The sequence below is a fragment of the Ruegeria sp. HKCCD7181 genome (genome assembly GCF_057221055.1).
The window spans coordinates 526830-543769 of sequence record NZ_JBWVBC010000001.1 but is presented as its reverse complement, the minus strand read 5'-3'; the positions used below and the strand labels follow the sequence as shown (position 1 = coordinate 543769).

Below are 16940 nucleotides of genomic sequence, written 5' to 3'. Positions count from 1 at the left end.
GCGTTACGGCGCGTAACTGCGAACCAGTGCCCCAGCTATCAGTGCCCAACCATCGGCAATCACGAAAAAAGCGAGCTTGAACGGCAACGATACCGTTGCTGGCGGCACCATCATCATGCCCATCGACATCAGGACGGCCGCCACAACCAGGTCGATGATCAGAAAAGGCAGGAAGATCAAGAACCCGATCTGAAAAGCCCGCGCAATTTCGGACAGCATGAATGAAGGCATCAGTACGGACAAAGGTGCCTGAGGCGACAATCGCATCGCCTCGCCATCCGGGCGCAGTGACGCCATGGCCTGAAACGTCTCTGTATCCAGACGAGCTGCCATGAATTCGCGAAATGGGATCAGGGCCCTTTCAAGTGCAGGCTCAACATCCAGGGTTTCGTCGACCAAGGGTTTGATGCCAGTGACCCAGGCCTCTGAAAACACGGGCTCCATGATGAAATACGTCAGAAACAGAGCGAGGCTGACGATCAGCATGTTGGGCGGTGACTGCTGCAACCCGATACCCTGCCGTAAGATCGCCAGCACCGTAATAAGGAATGGAAAACAGGTGATCATGATCGCGATCCCCGGTGCCAGGCTCAGCACAGTAATCAGCAAGATCAGCTGAATAGCCCGGGAGGAAATCGACCCCCCTTCACCCAGAGATAGCGACAACTCCTGCGCGGCTGCCATCGAAGGCAGCAAGAGCAGCGCCACTGCCAACCAGGACAGATGGCGCATCATCCGATACCATTCTGCAAATCCGAAATCTCGGTCAAGCGCACTGCAAGTTGCCCTGCCTGGTCTCCTTCCAGTTCTTCCAGTAGGCCGCGAGCGACAAGTTGATCGCCGACATACAGATCCACCGGGTCCTCGATCCGCTTATCGAGCGTCAGAACGGCGTTTTCACCCATGTTCAGCAAATCGCGGATCAACGGACGAGCGCGGCCAACCGAGACGGTCACCTCAATCGGAACAGTCTCGAACGGGTTGGATTTCTCAGACTTGGGAGCTTGGGGATCACTCATTTGACAAAGCCTCTTTTGCTTCAAAAACATGGGCGTCGAATGCGCCGGAAATAGCGGTCAGCAACGCCTCGCAATCCACCTCAGACCTGGCGGTGCCGACCTGCAACCTGGCCTGACCAGGCTGCAGTGCAGGATCTTCAACAACCCGAGCTTGCGCTGAAAAGTCATGCGGTATCAGTGGTTCAACCTGTTCTGCGGTTCCTGTGGGCACCAGTAAGAGCATCGGCTGCCCGATCTGGTCTTTTGCCATCTCGCACAGCTGAGCGACCAAACGTGGTCCAAAGCTCTGGTCCAAAATCTCAGGCAGGACGGTCTGAACGAGGCTCTGAAACATCGACTCCAACGAGAGCGTCATGCGGGTTAGCGCCTCATGATAGGTAAAGGACAGGTCTGACAGCGTGCTGGACAGTTCGGCGCTTATTTGTCCACGCGCTTGTTCCTGCGCCTGAACGGCATCTTCCCAGCCGGCACCGTAACCGGCCTCGAATGCAGCAAGGCGCTGTTCCTCGAGCGCGTCATCATCCAACAGATGTATCGCTACGGCGCCAACCTGTACCGTGAAATCCTCGAGCAGGTGAGCAATGGACATCACACTTTCTCCTCGCTTTCTTCAAGCCAACTGCGCAGGATTTCGACGGTTTCCTCCTGTTTGTCGCCGATCATGGCGCGCAGGCGATCGACTGCATCTTCGCTTTGACGAGCCGTCACTGCAGGGACGTTCTGCTGGCTTTGGTTGGGTAGGGGCGTGAATTCCTGCGGGTCATCTGTGGCGATTTCCCCCACCAAAACGGACGAAGCGTCCGCCTGAGGTTGAGCGCCCGCAGGCAACAATGCGGGCATCGTTGCCGAATTCGTCAAGATAGGTCGGATCACAAACAGACCCAAAACAAGGGAAACAAGAGCCAATACTGTCATCTGGATCAGTGCCATGGCGTCGAAATGGATCTTTTGCCACAGCGACGCAGCTACCAATGTGCCTTTCGGCTCAACCAGAGGCAGGTCCAGAGACTTCAGCGTAATCACATCTCCACGCTCAGCATCATAGCCAACGGCCGACGCCACGAGCTCCTCCAGTGCGTCAAGCTCGGGCTGAGGTATCGGTTCAAAGATTTCCGCCCCGTCGACACCAACCGTACGCGTGCCGTTTACAAGAACAGCCACCGTCAGGCGTTTGATCGCTCCGGGTGCGCGATGCACCTCCAGCTCCGTTTCGGAAACTTCGTAATTTACCCGCTCACGGGTTTGAGTGGCAGTTGAGTTGGATTCATCACCTCCGGCGCCATCGCCATCTGGGAGGTTGGACGCAACAGTCACATCTGCAGACTGATTGCGCGCGCTGTCCGACCGTTCCTCGACATCCGTACTGATGGCAACGCGCCCCTTGGGATCAAAGCGCCGCTCCCGGATAGACTCAGTCTCGGTCACGGTATCCACGCTGACCTCAACAACCGCATTGCCCGCACCGACCCGCGCCTCGACTAGACGTAGCACGCGTTCGCGCAACTGTTTCGCCTTGTCATCCGACGTATCGGCAGCAACCGCGGTATCCTGCACGCCGATAACGGCACCATTCGAATCGATGACCGTGACATTTTCGGGGGCCAGTCCACTGACCGCCGAGGCAACCAGGAACCGGATCGCCTTGGCCTGATCTCCAGTAATCTGAGCCCCGGAAGGCACCAGATAAACAGACGCCGTCGGGGCCACACTGCGCTGGAACGGATTCGACGATCCGTTAGCGATGTGTACGCGCGTCTGACTGATATGGGGACTGCCGACAATTGTACGTGCCAGCTCTCCTTCTTTTGCGCGCCAATAAGCTGCGTCAAACATCTGCGAGGTGGTTCCGAAACCGCTTAGCGAATCCAGCAGCTCATATCCCCGGTTGCCATTCGCCGGCAGCCCTTCACTGGCCAACGTCATGCGCAGCTCGTCCCGCTGCCCACCGGGTACATAGATAGACCCGCCTTTGATCTCGTAGGGAACGCCGCGCTGATCCAGCGAACGCACGATGTCCCCGGCAGCACCGCTTTCCAACCCTGCATAAAGCAGCGTCATCGAGGGCGCCGTCGCGATCCGCGACATGGCGAGAACGCCCAGAAACACCAGCGCAACGGCACCAGCCACTATGACTTGTTTGCGCCTGTCCAAACTTGCCCAGACAGTTCCGATCTGCTGCACGCTCACCTCCGACTCGCCGACTTTCTGTGCGGCTCGTCCCTTGTTTGAACGATTGCCCTTAACAATCGGTTAGTCCCTGCGGGGTTATGACATTTGTCGAACGCAAGGATGAGGACGTCATGACCGACGCAACAGTCGAAGAGGCAGAAGCCCCTAAGAAATCAGGGAAAAAGGGCATGATCATTGCGATGATTCTGGCCATCGCAGGCGCGGCGATCGGGTTTTTCGTTACCAGCTCTGGCCTATTGCCAATCGGAGGCAAAGCCATGTCGAAAGAGGCTGCGGAAATGGACCAGAGCATATCCGCAGACGCCTTGCCCAATATCGGATTCGTCGACCTGCCGCCGGTAATCATCTCGGTCAATGCCGGTGATTCTCGCCATCTGAAGTTCCATGCCCAGCTTGAGGTGAATGCTGACTATGTCGCGGACGTTGAGATGCTGCTGCCGAGAATCATGGATGTTCTGAACGGCTACCTCCGCGCGGTTGAACTGAGCGATCTTGAGGATTCGCTGGCTCTGGTCCGCATCCGGGGGCACCTGCTGCGGCGTATTGGAATTGTGGTCGGCGAGGGGCGCGTACGTGACGTCTTGGTTATGGAATTCGTGTTGAACTAGGAGGCGAAGTTGGAACTGATAGCCGATATTCTGCTGGTCGCCGGCGCACTTGGCGCAGGTCTCTATTGTTTTGTTCTGGCAAGGCGCTTGAAGCGGTTTACCGACCTTGAAAAAGGCGTAGGCGGGGCTGTTTCGGTCCTCTCTGCACAGGCGGATGAACTGAAAGGTTCGTTGGAATCCGCTCGCGCAGCGTCCGATCAATCCGGGAAGTCACTGCTGGACCTAACCGAGCGTGCGGAAAAGGTTGCGCAGAAGCTGGAACTGATGATGGCGTCGATGCATGACGTCATCCCCGATGAGCAAGCACAAAAGAGCACATCGCAAGAGCCCGTGGAGGACCTGAAGGAAAAGGTCGAAGAGCCAGATGGAGAGGAACCCGCTACGGTCGAGATTGCCACAGAGCATGGTGCAGACAAGGGTTCTGCGTCGGAGGAAGCCAAAGCACCGGAAGGGATCATGTTTTTCCGCCACGCGCGTGTGCAAGGCGGAGCGGCACAATGATCAAAGCCCCCTCACGCACAAGGCCAAAACGGCCACGTGGCGGCGTTCTGACAGTGATATCGCTGCTAATGATTGGATCGGCAGCCATTCGTCTGGGATTGGAAGCAGGTCCGGCACTGGCCCGCAGCGCTGAGCCCATTGCAGCCCCGACCCGAAAGCCCTCTGCGGAAGGGACCACACCGGCAGAATTGCAGGTGCTGTTGACTGCCCTACTCCGTCGTGAGGAGGACTTGAACCGCCGCGAAGCAACTCTAGTGGACCAGGAGAAGGCGCAGGAGATCGCAAAGCGCGCCATCGAAACCCGTCTGACCGCGTTGCTGGAAGCGGAAGAGTCGCTGCGCGAAACACTGGCAATTGCCGACAAAGCCGCAGAATCCGACCTGACCCGGCTCACGGATGTTTATCAGAATATGAAGCCCAAGGATGCTGCGGATTTGTTCGAGACGATGGACCCCGTGTTCGCAGCCGGTTTCTTGTCACGTATGCCACCCGATGCAGCCGCGGGCGTGATGGCCGGGCTCAGCCCCGAAGCGGCCTATACGATTAGCGTTGTGATGGCCGGGCGCAATGCCCTGGCACCTGAGGAGTAGCTCAGATGCTCCGCCAATCCATTCTTCGAAACGCTGGAGATCTCCCATGATCGGAATCATTGGAATTGCCTTTATCTTCGTCATGGTCTTCGGCGGTTACCTCGCCGCTGGGGGCAAAATGGCGATCATTATGAAATCGCTACCATTTGAGATGATGATGATCGGCGGTGCGGCTATTGGCGCCTTCCTGATCAGCAATGACATGAGTGCTGTTAAACACACCGCCAAAGACATGGGCAAAGTGTTCAAAGGCCCGAAATGGAAACCTGAAGATTATCGGGATCTGCTGTGCCTGCTGTTTTCGCTGATCCGTATAGCGCGCACCAACCCTGTTGAGGTGGAACAGCATGTCGAAGATCCTCAATCCTCGGGCCTGTTTTCGGCTTACCCCAAAATTCAGGCCGACAAAGAGGCAGTGGACCTGATCTGCGACACCCTGCGTTCGGCCTCGATGAATTACGATGATCCTCACCAGGTCGAAGAGGTTCTGGAAAAACGGATGGACGCGAATTTCCATCACGCCATGCATTCCAGCCATGCGTTGCAAACTGTAGCAGACGGGTTGCCGGCACTTGGAATTGTGGCGGCCGTGTTGGGGGTCATCAAGACGATGGGTTCGATTGATCAGCCTCCGGAAGTTTTGGGGAAACTCATTGGCGGTGCCTTGGTCGGTACATTCCTCGGCGTGTTTCTGGCCTATGGCCTGGTTGGACCTTTCGCGGGAAAGCTCAAGGCCGTAGTAGAGGAGGACAACCATTTTTATCAACTGATCAAAGAGGTTCTGGTCGCAAATCTCCACAACCACAATGCTGCAATGTGCATTGAGGTAGGCCGCCAGAACACCCCTACCCACAATCGCCCTGGGTTCTCGGAACTTGAGGATGCACTGAAAGAACTGAAGCAGGCGGCCGCATGACACGCGTCTTCCTCCTGACCTTAGTCCTGATTGTTCTGGCATCGGGCACTATGGCGCAATCCGTCAGGGTGCGGTCCGGCGAACATGACGGATTCACGCGTCTTGTGGTTCAGGTTCCCCCGGGCACTGGTTGGGATTTGACGCCGCAGCCCAACGGTGCGCGCCTGTCGTTGGCTCTTGAAGGCGCAGAGTTCGAAACCCGTTCTGTCTTTAACCGTCTGTCCGAGGGGCGGCTGACGTCTTTGTCTCAGTCCGAACCCGGCGCGACGCTTGAAATGGTCTTTGGGTGTGAGTGTATCGCCAAGGCCTTTTTGCACCGCCAGACAATGGTCGTCGTGGATATTGCGCCGGGTAAATACGCGCCACCTCCTGAAACCGCAGCCCTCCCGCCAATTTTGCCGGGAAGGGGCAGCGGCGGACACAAGACCGAGCCACCAAAATCCCTGCGCTCGGATCTCTCGGTCTTGTTGCTGCAGACAAAGCGTCGTGGATTTGAAACCCAATTGATGTCGCGGATCTTGCAAGGGTCCGACCGAGAGGTCGTTGATTTGGATCTGGCCGGTGTCGGCACGCGGCAGTCGGGATACTTTGGGCCGACACAGATTCCCGTTGAACTGCCGCGCAACCTGAAGGTTTCGTCGATTCTGGATGAGTTTTCAGGGTCAAAAAAATCTCCGTTGCAGCAAGTTGACACACGGCCAACCTGCATCCCGAACGCAGAGTTGGGGTTTGAAAACTGGTCGGATTCTCGACCTTTCCCGCAACAAGTGGCCGAGTTGAGAACTAGCTTGTTCCAGGAATTTGACCGGCTGGACACGACAAGAGCGGAAATGCTGGCAAAACTCTATACCTACTATGGCTTTGGCGCCGAGGCGGTTCAGGTATTGAAACTGGCTCCTCAGCGTATCGAGACATGGGACCGGATCGAGGCGATTGCACGGATAATGGACGGCCAGAAGGCAGTCAGTCCGAACCCATTCGCGGATCAGCAGCGTTGCGGAGGCGACGCAGCTTTTTGGGCATTGTTGTCGGAAGGCCGTTTGACTGCGGATGACCAGTCAAACGCAATCGAGCATTCCTTTGCTCGTCTTCCCCCTCACTTGAAACACCATCTGGGACCGATCCTGTCCGAAACATTCGTAGAAGCCGGAAAGCTGGAGGCATCGCGACGTGTATTGCGGGCGACCAAACGGCTTGATGGGAATGATCGGCCTGAACTGGCATTGGCCAATGCTGGCGTGGCCGCAGCCGAAGGAGACAGCGAACAAACCGACTACTTTTTGATTGCGGCAGCGACGGCCCCGGACGCTACCATAGAAGCGCCCCTTGCGCTGGCTCGTTTGATCGACAAAAGATGGTCCGATCGAGGTGCGATTACGGGACAGGAACTGGATCTTGCAGCGGCTTATGCGGTTCAGTTTCGTAGATCAGAGATTGGTCTCATGATGGCTCGCGCGCATGCGGTGGCCTTGGGTCTTAATCAGGAATTTGAAGCCGCAATGAAACAAGTTCCGCCATCCCCGAATGACAAGGGTTGGCGCAGAACGCACAATCAAATCTTGCTACTTCTGGCCGAGCGCGCGGACGACGTGACTTTTCTGAGTCACGTATTGAGCCTTTCGGAAGAACGGCGTGAAGCCATGAAGACGGATACAGCCATTTCCCTTTCTGAACGTCTGACAAGTTTGGGATTTGCAAAGCTTGGGTTTACCCTGGCGAACCGGAAAACGGACAACGCGCGCCGCTTGGACAGATCTCACCTTCGTGCCCGTGCGTCACTACATCAGGCGCGACCGCGACAAGCCTTGTTGGAGCTATCCGGGGATAACTCGGAGGCCGCCCAACGTATACGGGCGCAGGCGCTCGTGGTCAGTCAGGATTTTGCCGGCGCGGCGATGGTTCTGAAAGATATCGGCGAAACCACTGAAGCCGACCGAAACTTCTGGAGGGCAGGGTTGTTGGAGAACACCGAGAGTGATGCCTCAGGAATGTACAGCGCTCTGGCCAAATTGAGTCTATTGCTGGAAAAACCGGTTGATCGCCAGCCAGATAAGCCGATGGCCGATGCGATGGAATTGTTGCAGGATAGCGCGACTGTTCGAAGGAAAATCGGCGAATTGTTCGCCATTCTGGGCGAAGATACAGCTGATTAGATAGCAGGAAACGTTCTTAGAATCCGCCGAAATCAAAAGCTGATCGCAATCCAAGCCAGTTCGGCATTCCTCGTAAAACTTGGGGGCACGGTGCGTTCTTTTGGAAGTTCTGTTCGGTGTCGCACCAGCAATTTTTCGCGGAAAGTCCGGCACACAGCCCAAACAATCTGCCAATTTTCGCAACAGAAAAAACAGACACTAACACTGACTTTTTAGACAGGTAACCGGCTTAGGCGCTTCGTCCTTCCGGCGGATCGAAAAGCAGCTTCGATAACTCGGAATACCGTGCGTTCGTCTCAACAAGCCCAAGGATAGCTGCCTCGATCTTGTCCGCACGCGTCTCACCGATGAAAGGAACCGAGAATTCCTTGAACTTCTCGACAATTTCCTGCCGACTAAACGGCACGTCGGGGCCGCCTCGGGCATTCAGATCTCCAGAACGAAGGTTCCGACCATCTTTGGTGATAATTTGGACATCGGCCCAACGTCCTTGCGGGAAACGCGCGTTGTGGCGGTCACTTTCGGCGACTTGAATGCGCTTGATCAGGTCTGCAACAACCGGATCTGACAGGCCTGTTCCTGAAATATGCTCGACACCAATTCGACCGTGAATTGTTTGAACCGCAACAGCGAATGGCAAGGAATACTGTGCCTGGGATGTGGTTTCCGGCAGGCCCGGAAACAAGCAGGCGGCTTCGTGGAAACTGTTGATTTGAATGCTTTCAATCTGCTGGTGGCTCAGGTCGTGCTGCCGCATCAAAAGCCGGGCGCCGTCTATGGCCGCATGAGCCCATCGGCAGATCGGATAGGGTTTCACATACTGCTGACTCATCTGCCAGACTGTGCCCAGATCGTCCCAGAAGGGAGCTGCACGATCTTCTTCTACAGTAATCGCCGGCGCACCGGTGAATCCGCGTTCTGCTAGAATTGCAGCCGACATGCCCGCCAAGGCACCCCAACCTGATCCGTCATGCAACATGGTAGGATTGGAGATCTCGCGCATCATCTGACTGCGCGGTCCGTGATACTCCGCAATACCAAAAGCCTGACGCAGCTGATCAGGCGAAAAACCACGCAGCCGCGCGGCCATGGCCGCAACCCCCAGTGCATTCCAAGCACCCGAAGTGTGGTAATCACTGACGGTAGCGTGCAACGCCAGACCCGCGCGTCCAGCAATCTCATACCCGGTTATCACCGCAGATAGCGCGTCGCGACCGGTCAGATCAGGGCAATGCTCGGCCAGTGCTGCAAGGGCAGGTACCACGACCACGCCGATATGGCCTTTGGTCGGATTGAAGCCGTCATGGGCGTCGAGATTATCAGTCTGGGTCGCGGCCGCGTAAGCAGCGCCGGCCAGACTGACCGTGCGGCCGTCAAACAACATGCGCGCGCTGTAAGTCGGGTCGGAGCTGGCATAAAGTGACGCCGCCGTTTCGCGGGCAATAACTCCTGCCTCCATCGGACCTGCAGCGATCAGAACACCCATCGTGTCCAGCAACATCAGCGCGGCTGCCTCGTGGGCGCTGTCGGGCATCTCGTCAGCAGGACGGGACAGCGTGAATTCTGCGACGCGATCAAAAGTGCTGGTCATTCGGCTGTTTCCATCTGAGCAGTTGTGATTCCCCTAAGACGGTTTCCTTTCGGGTCGAATGGCGCGTTTGAGAGGATCTTGGCTGTGTGTGGTTTTCCGAGGATGAATATCTCGACGGTGTCACCTGGTTGTGCTGCATTCGGATCGGCATAACCGATGGCAAGGGATTTACCTACCGAATAGCCATAAGCGCCAGAGGTCACGCGGCCTACAGGCTTTCCGTCGGCAGTAAAGATCGGCTCGCCGCCGGTCGCGTCTGCGTTGTCCGCTTCAACTTCAAAGATCGACAACACCTCGCGCGGTGCGTTGTCCTTGACCGCCAGATACGCCTCCTTGTGCAGGAAGTCTTTGTCGAGCTTGATCAGCCCGGACAATCCGACCTCTTGCGGCCAGTATTCCTGTGAATACTCGCGACCCCACGATCCATAACCCTTCTCGATCCGCAACGAGCCCAAAGCTCGGCCCCCAACCGGACCGCCGTCAAATCGCCTTGCCGCTTCCAATAGCGCGGAATAGAGCCTGATCTGATCTTCTTCGGCGCAATGAAGCTCCCATCCCAGATCACCGGAAAAGCTGACTCGGATCGCCAGGCAGGTGACGCCGGCAACTTCGATGGTTGCCGAGCGCATGAATCGGAACGCCTCGTTCGACAAATCTGCGTTGGTCAACTGTTGCAGGGCATCCCGCGCCCTTGGACCAGCGACGTTGAAGCCCGCGATGCGATTGGTGGCGACCTCGAACGTCGTGCCTTCCGGCAGCTTCACCATGTTGAAGAACCGCTGATGGTAACGCTCGGCCATACCGGACCCGATCATCATGTATTCGTCTTCAGCCACCTTGGTGATCGTGAAATCACCGGCCACCCCGCCTCGCACTGAAATCAGCGGCGTCAGGCACGAGCGTCCTACCTCGGTCGGCACCCGGTTTGCGACGAGGGCTTCCAGCCAGTCATGGGCACCCGGTCCCTTGATCGTGTAATTGGCGAAATTCGAGATATCGATGACACCAACATGTTCGCGCAGCATTCGGACCTCGCGCCCGACGGGTTCCCACCAGTTCTGGCGAGTGAAGCCGTTGGTCTCAACCGTGCCGGGTTGATCTGCGAACCATAGCGGGTGCTCCCAACCGCAGTTCAGGCCGAAGACGCAGCCCATGTCCTGCTGCATCCGGTAGGCGGGCCGCACGCGCGCGGGGCGACCTGCGCTGCGTTCCTCGTTTGGGAAGTGGATCGCGAACCGGTGTGTATAGGCATCTTCTACACGTGCCTTGGTGAAGGCCTTATCAGCCCAGTCGCCGAAACGAGCCAGATCCCATGCGAACATGTCGTATTGCGGCTCGCCCTCGATCATCCACTGCGCGGCCAGCAGGCCCAGACCGCCGGATTGCGAGAAGCCCGGGATAATGCCGGTGCAGCAGAAGTAATTCTTCAGCTCTGGCACTGGCCCCCAGATTGCATTCGAATCCGGCGACCAGATCATCGGGCCGTTGATCACCCGTTTGACACCGGCCGTGGCAGCGGCAGGCACTCTTTCAGTGGCACGAATGACGTTTTCCATGATCCGGTCCAGATCGTCGGGGAACAGGTCATGGGCAAAGTCCAGCGGTGTTCCGTCTTCGGCCCAGAACCGCATGTCCTTCTCATAGGCGCCGATTAACAGGCCGTTGCCTTCCTGGCGGAAGTAATACTCACCGTCTCGGTCTGCAATGGACGGCAAGCGTCGACCTAGGCTTGCGACCTCATCAATTGCTTCGGTGACGAAATACTGATGCTCGGTCGGTTGCAACGGCAGTTCGATCCCGGCCAAAGCCGCGACTTCGCGCCCCCAGAGACCGCCCGCATTGACCACCCATTGCGCGTGAATGTCGCCCTTCTTTGTGCGAACGATCCATGACCCATCGGGCTGCTGATCAGTCCCTATTACGGGGCAAAACCGCTCGATCGTGGCGCCCATTGCCCGTGCCCCCGCCGCATAGGCCATGGTCACGCCGGACGGATCGACATTGCCGCCATCGGGTTCATACATGATGCAGCGAATGTCATCGAACTGCGCCAACGGGTGCAGCTCTTTCGCCTGCGCGCGGCTGATTTCATAGAAGTTCAGACCATAGAACTTTGCCTTCGCCTCTTGCAGGCGCAATTGGTGCTCGCGATCTTCGGTCTGCGCCAAATAGAGCGATCCGGGCTGAAAAACGCCGCAACCCTGCCCGGTTTCTTTCTCCAGCTCTTTGTACAGATTCATCGTGTAGTGCTGGATGCGCGTCACGTTGTTGTTGTCATGCAGCCCGTGAATGTTCGCCGCTGCATGCCAGGTCGAACCGCTGGTCAGTTCATCCCGTTCCAGCAAAACAACATCGCGCCAGCCCAGCTTTGCAAGATGATACAGGATTGAACAGCCGACCAGACCGCCTCCAATCACTACCGCCTGCGCATGGGTTTTCATGGGTTCTCTCCTGAATGCATCCATTTCCGAAAGTCAGCCACAGACCGCACCCCACTGATGCTCTGTTCCCGACGCGAAATGTCGGGAACAGAGCATGAATGGCCGGAAGTGAAACAAACACGACGGGCTGGTCTTCTTCGAATGGGTGTTCTGCCAGTCTATCCCAGCGCGCCATGAGCGGAGCACCGCCGCTTGTGCCATCGGGCGCGAAGATATGACCGACCGTGGGTTGAATTATCGGAAGATCACTCATTGATAGGTATTGAGCGCGTGGAAAACGCGCCGTTGTTGGCCGCGTGACGGTGGGACAAGTTGGATTGAGAATGGCGCGACAAGTGCCTCCGCCAGCTGAAATCTTGAAAAAGTTCCTAAAATGTTCTATATTTGTTCCACAAGGTGTCGCAGGTGGAACGGAGGTTTTCGAGCTATGGCCAACGCAGCCCGTCAAAGCTGGTTCGATGCACCCAGCAACGATTACTACCTTCTTCCGGTCACGGATCGGCAGATGCGATATGCCCGCGCAATCGCACAACAATCGGCCCTGGAAATTCCGGTCGAGGCGCAGCGCGATCGCAAGTCTATGTCAGACTGGATTTCGGCGCACAAACCGCAGGACACGTCGCCCTTTTCCAATTACCCGACCGGCAAACAAGTCGCCTTCGCCGAGCGGATTTCCCGCAGCAAACGCCGCCCGATTCCAAGCGAGTGTTTTCGCGATAAACAGATGATGTCACAATGGATCGATCTGAATAAATAGCCCCGGTTTAGAGCCTTATTTGCCGTGATTGCGAGCGTAGAGGGCGACCGCAGCAGCGACAAACATGCCCAGCAGGATATACCCTGTCACGGCTTCGGCCACGGCCAACCCACGGCACAAGCCTGTAGGTGACATGTCGCCATATCCGACCGTGGTGAAGGTGACGTACGAGAAATACAAGATGTCGGCCGGTCCATGAGCGCCGATGACACAATGCTCGTTATACCCGAACGCGCCATAAACGGCTGCGAACAGGAAAGGTACAACCTGGATGAAGGACACTCCCATCAGGAACAATAGCCGTCGTGGCGATTCCACCTGGGTCATGTAGTACCAGGACTGTGACACGATCCAGATTACCAAACCCACCGCGGCGATTGTGCCGATCGTGTCCCCAGCGGTGGCTTCGCTAAGCCGCGACAGCCCGAACCACGCAAGAAAACTGGCCAGAACCAGCCCGAGTGCCGCCAAAAAGGTCGATTTCCATTCTTCCAAGGTTCTGGGCTCGTGGGACATTAACGATCCATCATGCTGGTTTGCGTGGGATCATCCGGTTTCCTGCACCAGCCTGCAAGCCGAAATCAATCCGAACCCAGATGCTCGTTCCCTCGCGAACGCGCCAACAGAATTTGCTTTTGCCGTTCGCGGAACCGCATCTTATCCGCCTCGGAGGTTTCATTGATGCATTGGTGACAAGACACGCCATGCTCGTATTCCGAGCGTTTCATGTCTTCGGGCAGGATCGGACGACGGCAGCCATGGCACAGCTTGTGCGGCCCCTCAGTCAAGCCATGACCAACCGAGACGCGATTGTCGAACACGAAGCACTCGCCTTGCCACGTACTGTCTTCTTCAGGCATTTCCTCGAGATACCGCAGAATGCCACCTTTCAGGTGATAGACATCCTCGACCCCCTGCCCCAGCAGATAGTTCGTCGACTTCTCACACCGTATTCCGCCGGTACAGAACATGGCGACACGTTTGTTGTGAAACCGGTCTTTATTGGCCTCCCACCAGGTGGGGAATTCACGAAAACTGCCAGTATTAGGATCTATCGCACCTTCAAAAGTGCCAACGGCCACTTCATAGTTATTACGTGTGTCGATCACCACTACGTCGTCCGAGCGGATCAGATCATTCCAGTCCTCGGGCTCGACGTAATGGCCTACGCTGGCGCGTGGATCGATATCCGGCTGGCCCATCGTTACGATCTCTTTTTTCAGACGTACTTTCATCTTGCCGAATGGAGGGTGTTCGGAAGTGGCTTCTTTCCAATCCAACCCGTCGCATCCGGGCAAGGCGCGGATATGTGCCAGAACCGCGTCAACTCCTGCGCGTGGGCCGGCTATCGTGCCGTTGATCCCCTCATGCGCCAACAGCAGCGTGCCCCTGACGGACTGCGCGCGACACAGGGCCAACAGCCCGGGACGCAAAGCTTCAGGGTCCGAAAACCGGGTGAAATGGTATAGTGCGGCAATCATGTACATGGGCGCGATTTAAGACCCGCGCGGATCAGACGCAAGAGAGCGGATTGACGACCACTGCCCCTCCCCATACCGATAGACCTTATACAGGAGGCCTCCATGACCCATGCTCTGATCGTTATCGACGTCCAGAATGACTTCTGCCCCGGCGGAGCCCTGGCCGTATCTGGAGGGGATCAGATTGTTGCCCCGATCAATGAGATGATGGACCAGTTCGACGCCGTCATCCTGACGCAGGACTGGCACCCGGCGGGTCATACCTCGTTCGCAAGTTCGCATCCGGGCAAGGCTCCGTTTGAGATGACCGAGATGTCCTATGGCCCGCAAGTGCTGTGGCCCGACCATTGCGTTCAGGGAACTGAAGGCGCTGCGTTCCACCCAGACCTTCGCACGGATGCCGATCTGATCCTGAGAAAAGGGTTTCGCAGCGCTATCGACAGCTATTCCGCGTTTTTTGAGAACGACAGGGAAACCCCAACAGGCCTCAAAGGCTATCTGGATACGCGCGGAATCCGACAACTGACACTGGTTGGGTTGGCCACCGACTTCTGTGTGTATTACTCGGCTGTGGACGCTACCCTGCTGGGCTTTGACGTGACGGTCAATATGGCCGCCTGCCGTGCAATCGACATGGACGGGTCGCTGGCCGCAGCAGAGCAAGCGATGCGCGCGGCTGGTGTATCGCTAGTTTAGCGGTTAAGGCGCCGCGCCGCGTTCGGCCAAGTATTTCAGAACTATAAACAGAATAACTGCCGTCGCCAGTGCAAAGCCGACGCGTCCAACGACCGTCCGGCGCTCTGGCGGTGCGCTGACTGGCTGCTGAAGCTTTGGCAGTTTTTCTGGCTTGCCGTTTACACGCACCTCACCAGGCTTTGCAGTCCTGACATGATGCAGGAACTCCCAGAAATCGAACTCACCGCAATATTCACCCTGCAGGCCCATGTTTCTGATATTCGTGAACAACCGCCTGAGAATGCGATCACGATCAACTGAATCTTCGGGCGGGTAATAGCCGCGGCGCCCACCGCCATTGCGCGTTTCCAGGCTGAACCCGGATTCCAGGAAGATCCTGCGAATCTTGGGCGACGCCGATCGCAAAGCCTGAGCGGTGTGGAAATCCCGAAACAACGCGCGCACCGGTCGCGTGCCGGTCATGGCCGCAAACCCATGTTCCGGGTCAACTTCGTCAGGTGCAATCGCAACTATGTCAAAATCGTACTCAAGACCCATTCACAAAACTTAACCTTTTCTACCATCCCCACCCCCTCACTAAATGGTGAAGAGAACTCATAATAAGCCCGCAATGTGACTTGACCTTGGCATTGTTACCAATTTGGCGACTCTTGCCAATCACCGCTTCGATTGATCTAACAACGGAAATCGCAGGAGCTCTTCATGGTCGACATCGCGACGCGTGTGTACAATCATAAATGGAAAATAGACCCAATTATCAGGTCTTTAATCGACACGGACTTCTACAAACTGCTGATGTGCCAGTCAGTGTTTCGAAATAAGCCTCAAACCGATGTTGTTTTTTCGCTGATTAACCGTTCGAATCACGTCCCGCTGGCCCACCTGATCGACGAAGGAGAGCTGCGCGAACAGCTTGACCACATTCGATCACTCAGCCTCAGCCGAGGCGAAAGCACATGGCTGCGTGGCAACTTGTTCTACGGCAAAAGACAGATGTTTCGCTCGGATTTCATGGAGTGGTTCGAAAATCTGCGCCTTCCGCCCTATCACCTTGAACGCAAGGGAGATCAGTATGAACTGACTTTTGAGGGTAAGTGGCACGAAGTCATGTTGTGGGAAATCCCGGCATTGGCCGTTCTGATGGAGCTGCGGTCACGTGCGGTGTTGAACGACATGCGCAGGTTCGAACTACAGGTACTCTATGCCCGTGCGATGACACGGGTTTGGGAAAAGATCGACCAGCTGCGCGATGTCGAAGGTCTCAGCATCGCGGATTTCGGCACTCGGCGCCGACACTCCTTCCTGTGGCAGGACTGGTGCGCGCAGGCGATGATTGAAGGATTGGGATCGGCCTTTACAGGAACATCCAATTGCCTGATCGCCATGCGGCGCGAGGTCGAGGCAATCGGTACAAACGCACACGAACTGCCTATGGTCTATTCCGCCTTGGCCGAAACAGACGCGGAGCTCGAGCGCGCGCCCTATGACGTTCTCAGCGACTGGCATGAAGAGCATGATGGCAATCTGCGTATCATTCTGCCGGATACCTACGGCACCAAGGGTTTTCTGGACAACGCACCCGACTGGCTGGCCGGATGGACCGGCATCCGTATCGACAGCGGAGACCCGGCTACCGGTGCAGAAATCGCAATCGACTGGTGGAATTCACGGGGCGAGGACCCGCTACAAAAACGGATCATCTTCTCGGACGGCCTGGACGTGGGCAAAATTCGCGAACTGCACGCCCAATTCTCCAATCGGACAAAGGTGTCCTTTGGTTGGGGAACGTTGCTTACCAATGATTTCAGGGGGCTGGTTCCCAAAGATGCGCTCGCGCCGTTTTCGCTGGTGTGCAAGGCAGTGTCAGCCAATGGCCGCCCGACCGTGAAACTGTCGGACAACCCGGAAAAAGCGATGGGGCCGGCTGACGAGATAGCGCGATACAAAAAAGTGTTCGGCGTCGGCGAACAAGAAGCGTTCGAAGTAATCGTCTAAGG

General features: G+C 56.7%; 17 protein-coding genes. 8 read left to right on the top strand and 9 right to left on the bottom strand.

Going from position 1 to position 16940, the window contains the following annotated elements:
- Window positions 1-3: 3 nt before the first annotated feature.
- From fliP to fliF, 4 genes are read right to left on the bottom strand one after another with little or no spacing between them, the layout of a single operon-like run.
- Window positions 4-735 carry a flagellar type III secretion system pore protein FliP gene (gene fliP / locus AC2TCY_RS02675; protein ID WP_480845285.1) on the bottom strand — a complete coding sequence of 244 codons (732 nt, stop codon included), beginning with the start codon at window positions 733-735 and terminating at the stop codon, window positions 4-6.
- Window positions 732-1019, bottom strand: coding sequence for a FliM/FliN family flagellar motor switch protein (locus tag AC2TCY_RS02670; protein WP_480845283.1), 288 nt, complete (start codon window positions 1017-1019; stop codon window positions 732-734). Before AC2TCY_RS02670 ends, fliP begins: the two co-directional genes overlap by 4 nt.
- On the bottom strand, window positions 1012-1608 hold the full coding sequence (locus AC2TCY_RS02665; protein ID WP_480845282.1) for a FliH/SctL family protein: 597 nt from the start codon (window positions 1606-1608) through the stop codon (window positions 1012-1014). The genes AC2TCY_RS02670 and AC2TCY_RS02665 overlap by 8 nt, the downstream gene beginning before the upstream one ends.
- The gene (fliF, locus tag AC2TCY_RS02660; RefSeq protein ID WP_480845281.1) at window positions 1608-3200 is read right to left on the bottom strand and encodes a flagellar basal-body MS-ring/collar protein FliF; all 1593 of its coding nucleotides are present in this window, start codon (window positions 3198-3200) and stop codon (window positions 1608-1610) included. Before fliF ends, AC2TCY_RS02665 begins: the two co-directional genes overlap by 1 nt.
- 119 nt (window positions 3201-3319) lie before the next feature.
- Here fliF and AC2TCY_RS02655 point away from each other — a divergent pair, with 119 nt between their 5' ends.
- The 5 genes from AC2TCY_RS02655 to AC2TCY_RS02635 are packed head-to-tail and all read left to right on the top strand — an operon-like array spanning window position 3320 to window position 7977.
- Window positions 3320-3817: a flagellar basal body-associated FliL family protein gene (locus tag AC2TCY_RS02655; RefSeq protein WP_480845280.1), complete on the top strand. Its 498-nt coding sequence runs from the start codon at window positions 3320-3322 to the stop codon at window positions 3815-3817.
- A gap of 9 nt (window positions 3818-3826) precedes the next feature.
- The gene (locus tag AC2TCY_RS02650) at window positions 3827-4318 is read left to right on the top strand and encodes a hypothetical protein (RefSeq protein ID WP_480845279.1); all 492 of its coding nucleotides are present in this window, start codon (window positions 3827-3829) and stop codon (window positions 4316-4318) included.
- On the top strand, window positions 4315-4908 hold the full coding sequence (locus AC2TCY_RS02645; RefSeq protein WP_480845277.1) for a MotE family protein: 594 nt from the start codon (window positions 4315-4317) through the stop codon (window positions 4906-4908). The genes AC2TCY_RS02650 and AC2TCY_RS02645 overlap by 4 nt, the downstream gene beginning before the upstream one ends.
- Before the next feature lie 46 nt (window positions 4909-4954).
- Window positions 4955-5824 (top strand): flagellar motor stator protein MotA, encoded by an 870-nt coding sequence (motA, locus tag AC2TCY_RS02640; protein ID WP_480845275.1) that lies wholly within the window; start codon window positions 4955-4957, stop codon window positions 5822-5824.
- Window positions 5821-7977, top strand: a complete 2157-nt coding sequence (locus AC2TCY_RS02635; protein WP_480845274.1) for a hypothetical protein — start codon at window positions 5821-5823, stop codon at window positions 7975-7977. The genes motA and AC2TCY_RS02635 overlap by 4 nt, the downstream gene beginning before the upstream one ends.
- Window positions 7978-8206: 229 nt before the next feature.
- On the opposite strand, the gene AC2TCY_RS02630 is transcribed toward AC2TCY_RS02635, so the two are convergent.
- Complete coding sequence (locus AC2TCY_RS02630) at window positions 8207-9568, bottom strand: MmgE/PrpD family protein (RefSeq protein WP_480845273.1); 1362 nt, start codon at window positions 9566-9568, stop codon at window positions 8207-8209.
- Entirely contained in the window at window positions 9565-12009 is a 2445-nt protein-coding gene (locus AC2TCY_RS02625) for a GcvT family protein (RefSeq protein ID WP_480845272.1), read from the bottom strand. The genes AC2TCY_RS02630 and AC2TCY_RS02625 overlap by 4 nt, the downstream gene beginning before the upstream one ends.
- A gap of 427 nt (window positions 12010-12436) precedes the next feature.
- On the opposite strand from AC2TCY_RS02625, the gene AC2TCY_RS02620 reads away from it, so the two are divergent.
- Window positions 12437-12766 (top strand): hypothetical protein, encoded by a 330-nt coding sequence (locus AC2TCY_RS02620; protein ID WP_480845271.1) that lies wholly within the window; start codon window positions 12437-12439, stop codon window positions 12764-12766.
- A 15-nt stretch (window positions 12767-12781) separates the two neighbouring features.
- On the opposite strand, the gene AC2TCY_RS02615 is transcribed toward AC2TCY_RS02620, so the two are convergent.
- Together AC2TCY_RS02615 and trhO are read right to left on the bottom strand one after the other, a co-directional pair.
- The gene (locus tag AC2TCY_RS02615) at window positions 12782-13282 is read right to left on the bottom strand and encodes an ion channel (RefSeq protein WP_480845270.1); all 501 of its coding nucleotides are present in this window, start codon (window positions 13280-13282) and stop codon (window positions 12782-12784) included.
- Between the two features lie 65 nt (window positions 13283-13347).
- On the bottom strand, window positions 13348-14253 hold the full coding sequence (gene trhO, locus AC2TCY_RS02610) for an oxygen-dependent tRNA uridine(34) hydroxylase TrhO (protein ID WP_480845268.1): 906 nt from the start codon (window positions 14251-14253) through the stop codon (window positions 13348-13350).
- Between the two features lie 96 nt (window positions 14254-14349).
- On the opposite strand from trhO, the gene pncA reads away from it, so the two are divergent.
- Window positions 14350-14943 carry a bifunctional nicotinamidase/pyrazinamidase gene (pncA, locus tag AC2TCY_RS02605; RefSeq protein WP_480845267.1) on the top strand — a complete coding sequence of 198 codons (594 nt, stop codon included), beginning with the start codon at window positions 14350-14352 and terminating at the stop codon, window positions 14941-14943.
- Between the two features lie 3 nt (window positions 14944-14946).
- Here pncA and AC2TCY_RS02600 read toward each other — a convergent pair whose 3' ends face one another.
- On the bottom strand, window positions 14947-15480 hold the full coding sequence (locus AC2TCY_RS02600; RefSeq protein WP_480845266.1) for a hypothetical protein: 534 nt from the start codon (window positions 15478-15480) through the stop codon (window positions 14947-14949).
- Between the two features lie 165 nt (window positions 15481-15645).
- Here AC2TCY_RS02600 and pncB point away from each other — a divergent pair, with 165 nt between their 5' ends.
- Entirely contained in the window at window positions 15646-16938 is a 1293-nt protein-coding gene (gene pncB, locus AC2TCY_RS02595; protein ID WP_480845265.1) for a nicotinate phosphoribosyltransferase, read from the top strand.
- Window positions 16939-16940: the final 2 nt, after the last annotated feature.

Bases quoted from the DNA above. Each gene is read 5' to 3' on its own strand.
- motA (WP_480845275.1), top strand. From the start codon at position 4,955: ATGATCGGAATCATTGGAATTGCCTTTATCTTCGTCATGGTCTTCGGC.
- AC2TCY_RS02620 (WP_480845271.1), top strand. From the start codon at position 12,437: ATGGCCAACGCAGCCCGTCAAAGCTGGTTCGATGCACCCAGCAACGAT.
- AC2TCY_RS02625 (WP_480845272.1), bottom strand. From the start codon at position 12,009: ATGAAAACCCATGCGCAGGCGGTAGTGATTGGAGGCGGTCTGGTCGGC.
- AC2TCY_RS02635 (WP_480845274.1), top strand. From the start codon at position 5,821: ATGACACGCGTCTTCCTCCTGACCTTAGTCCTGATTGTTCTGGCATCG.
- trhO (WP_480845268.1), bottom strand. From the start codon at position 14,253: ATGTACATGATTGCCGCACTATACCATTTCACCCGGTTTTCGGACCCT.
- fliP (WP_480845285.1), bottom strand. From the start codon at position 735: ATGATGCGCCATCTGTCCTGGTTGGCAGTGGCGCTGCTCTTGCTGCCT.
- AC2TCY_RS02645 (WP_480845277.1), top strand. From the start codon at position 4,315: ATGATCAAAGCCCCCTCACGCACAAGGCCAAAACGGCCACGTGGCGGC.
- AC2TCY_RS02600 (WP_480845266.1), bottom strand. From the start codon at position 15,480: ATGGGTCTTGAGTACGATTTTGACATAGTTGCGATTGCACCTGACGAA.
- pncB (WP_480845265.1), top strand. From the start codon at position 15,646: ATGGTCGACATCGCGACGCGTGTGTACAATCATAAATGGAAAATAGAC.
- AC2TCY_RS02630 (WP_480845273.1), bottom strand. From the start codon at position 9,568: ATGACCAGCACTTTTGATCGCGTCGCAGAATTCACGCTGTCCCGTCCT.
- AC2TCY_RS02665 (WP_480845282.1), bottom strand. From the start codon at position 1,608: ATGTCCATTGCTCACCTGCTCGAGGATTTCACGGTACAGGTTGGCGCC.
- AC2TCY_RS02655 (WP_480845280.1), top strand. From the start codon at position 3,320: ATGACCGACGCAACAGTCGAAGAGGCAGAAGCCCCTAAGAAATCAGGG.
- pncA (WP_480845267.1), top strand. From the start codon at position 14,350: ATGACCCATGCTCTGATCGTTATCGACGTCCAGAATGACTTCTGCCCC.
- AC2TCY_RS02670 (WP_480845283.1), bottom strand. From the start codon at position 1,019: ATGAGTGATCCCCAAGCTCCCAAGTCTGAGAAATCCAACCCGTTCGAG.
- AC2TCY_RS02615 (WP_480845270.1), bottom strand. From the start codon at position 13,282: ATGTCCCACGAGCCCAGAACCTTGGAAGAATGGAAATCGACCTTTTTG.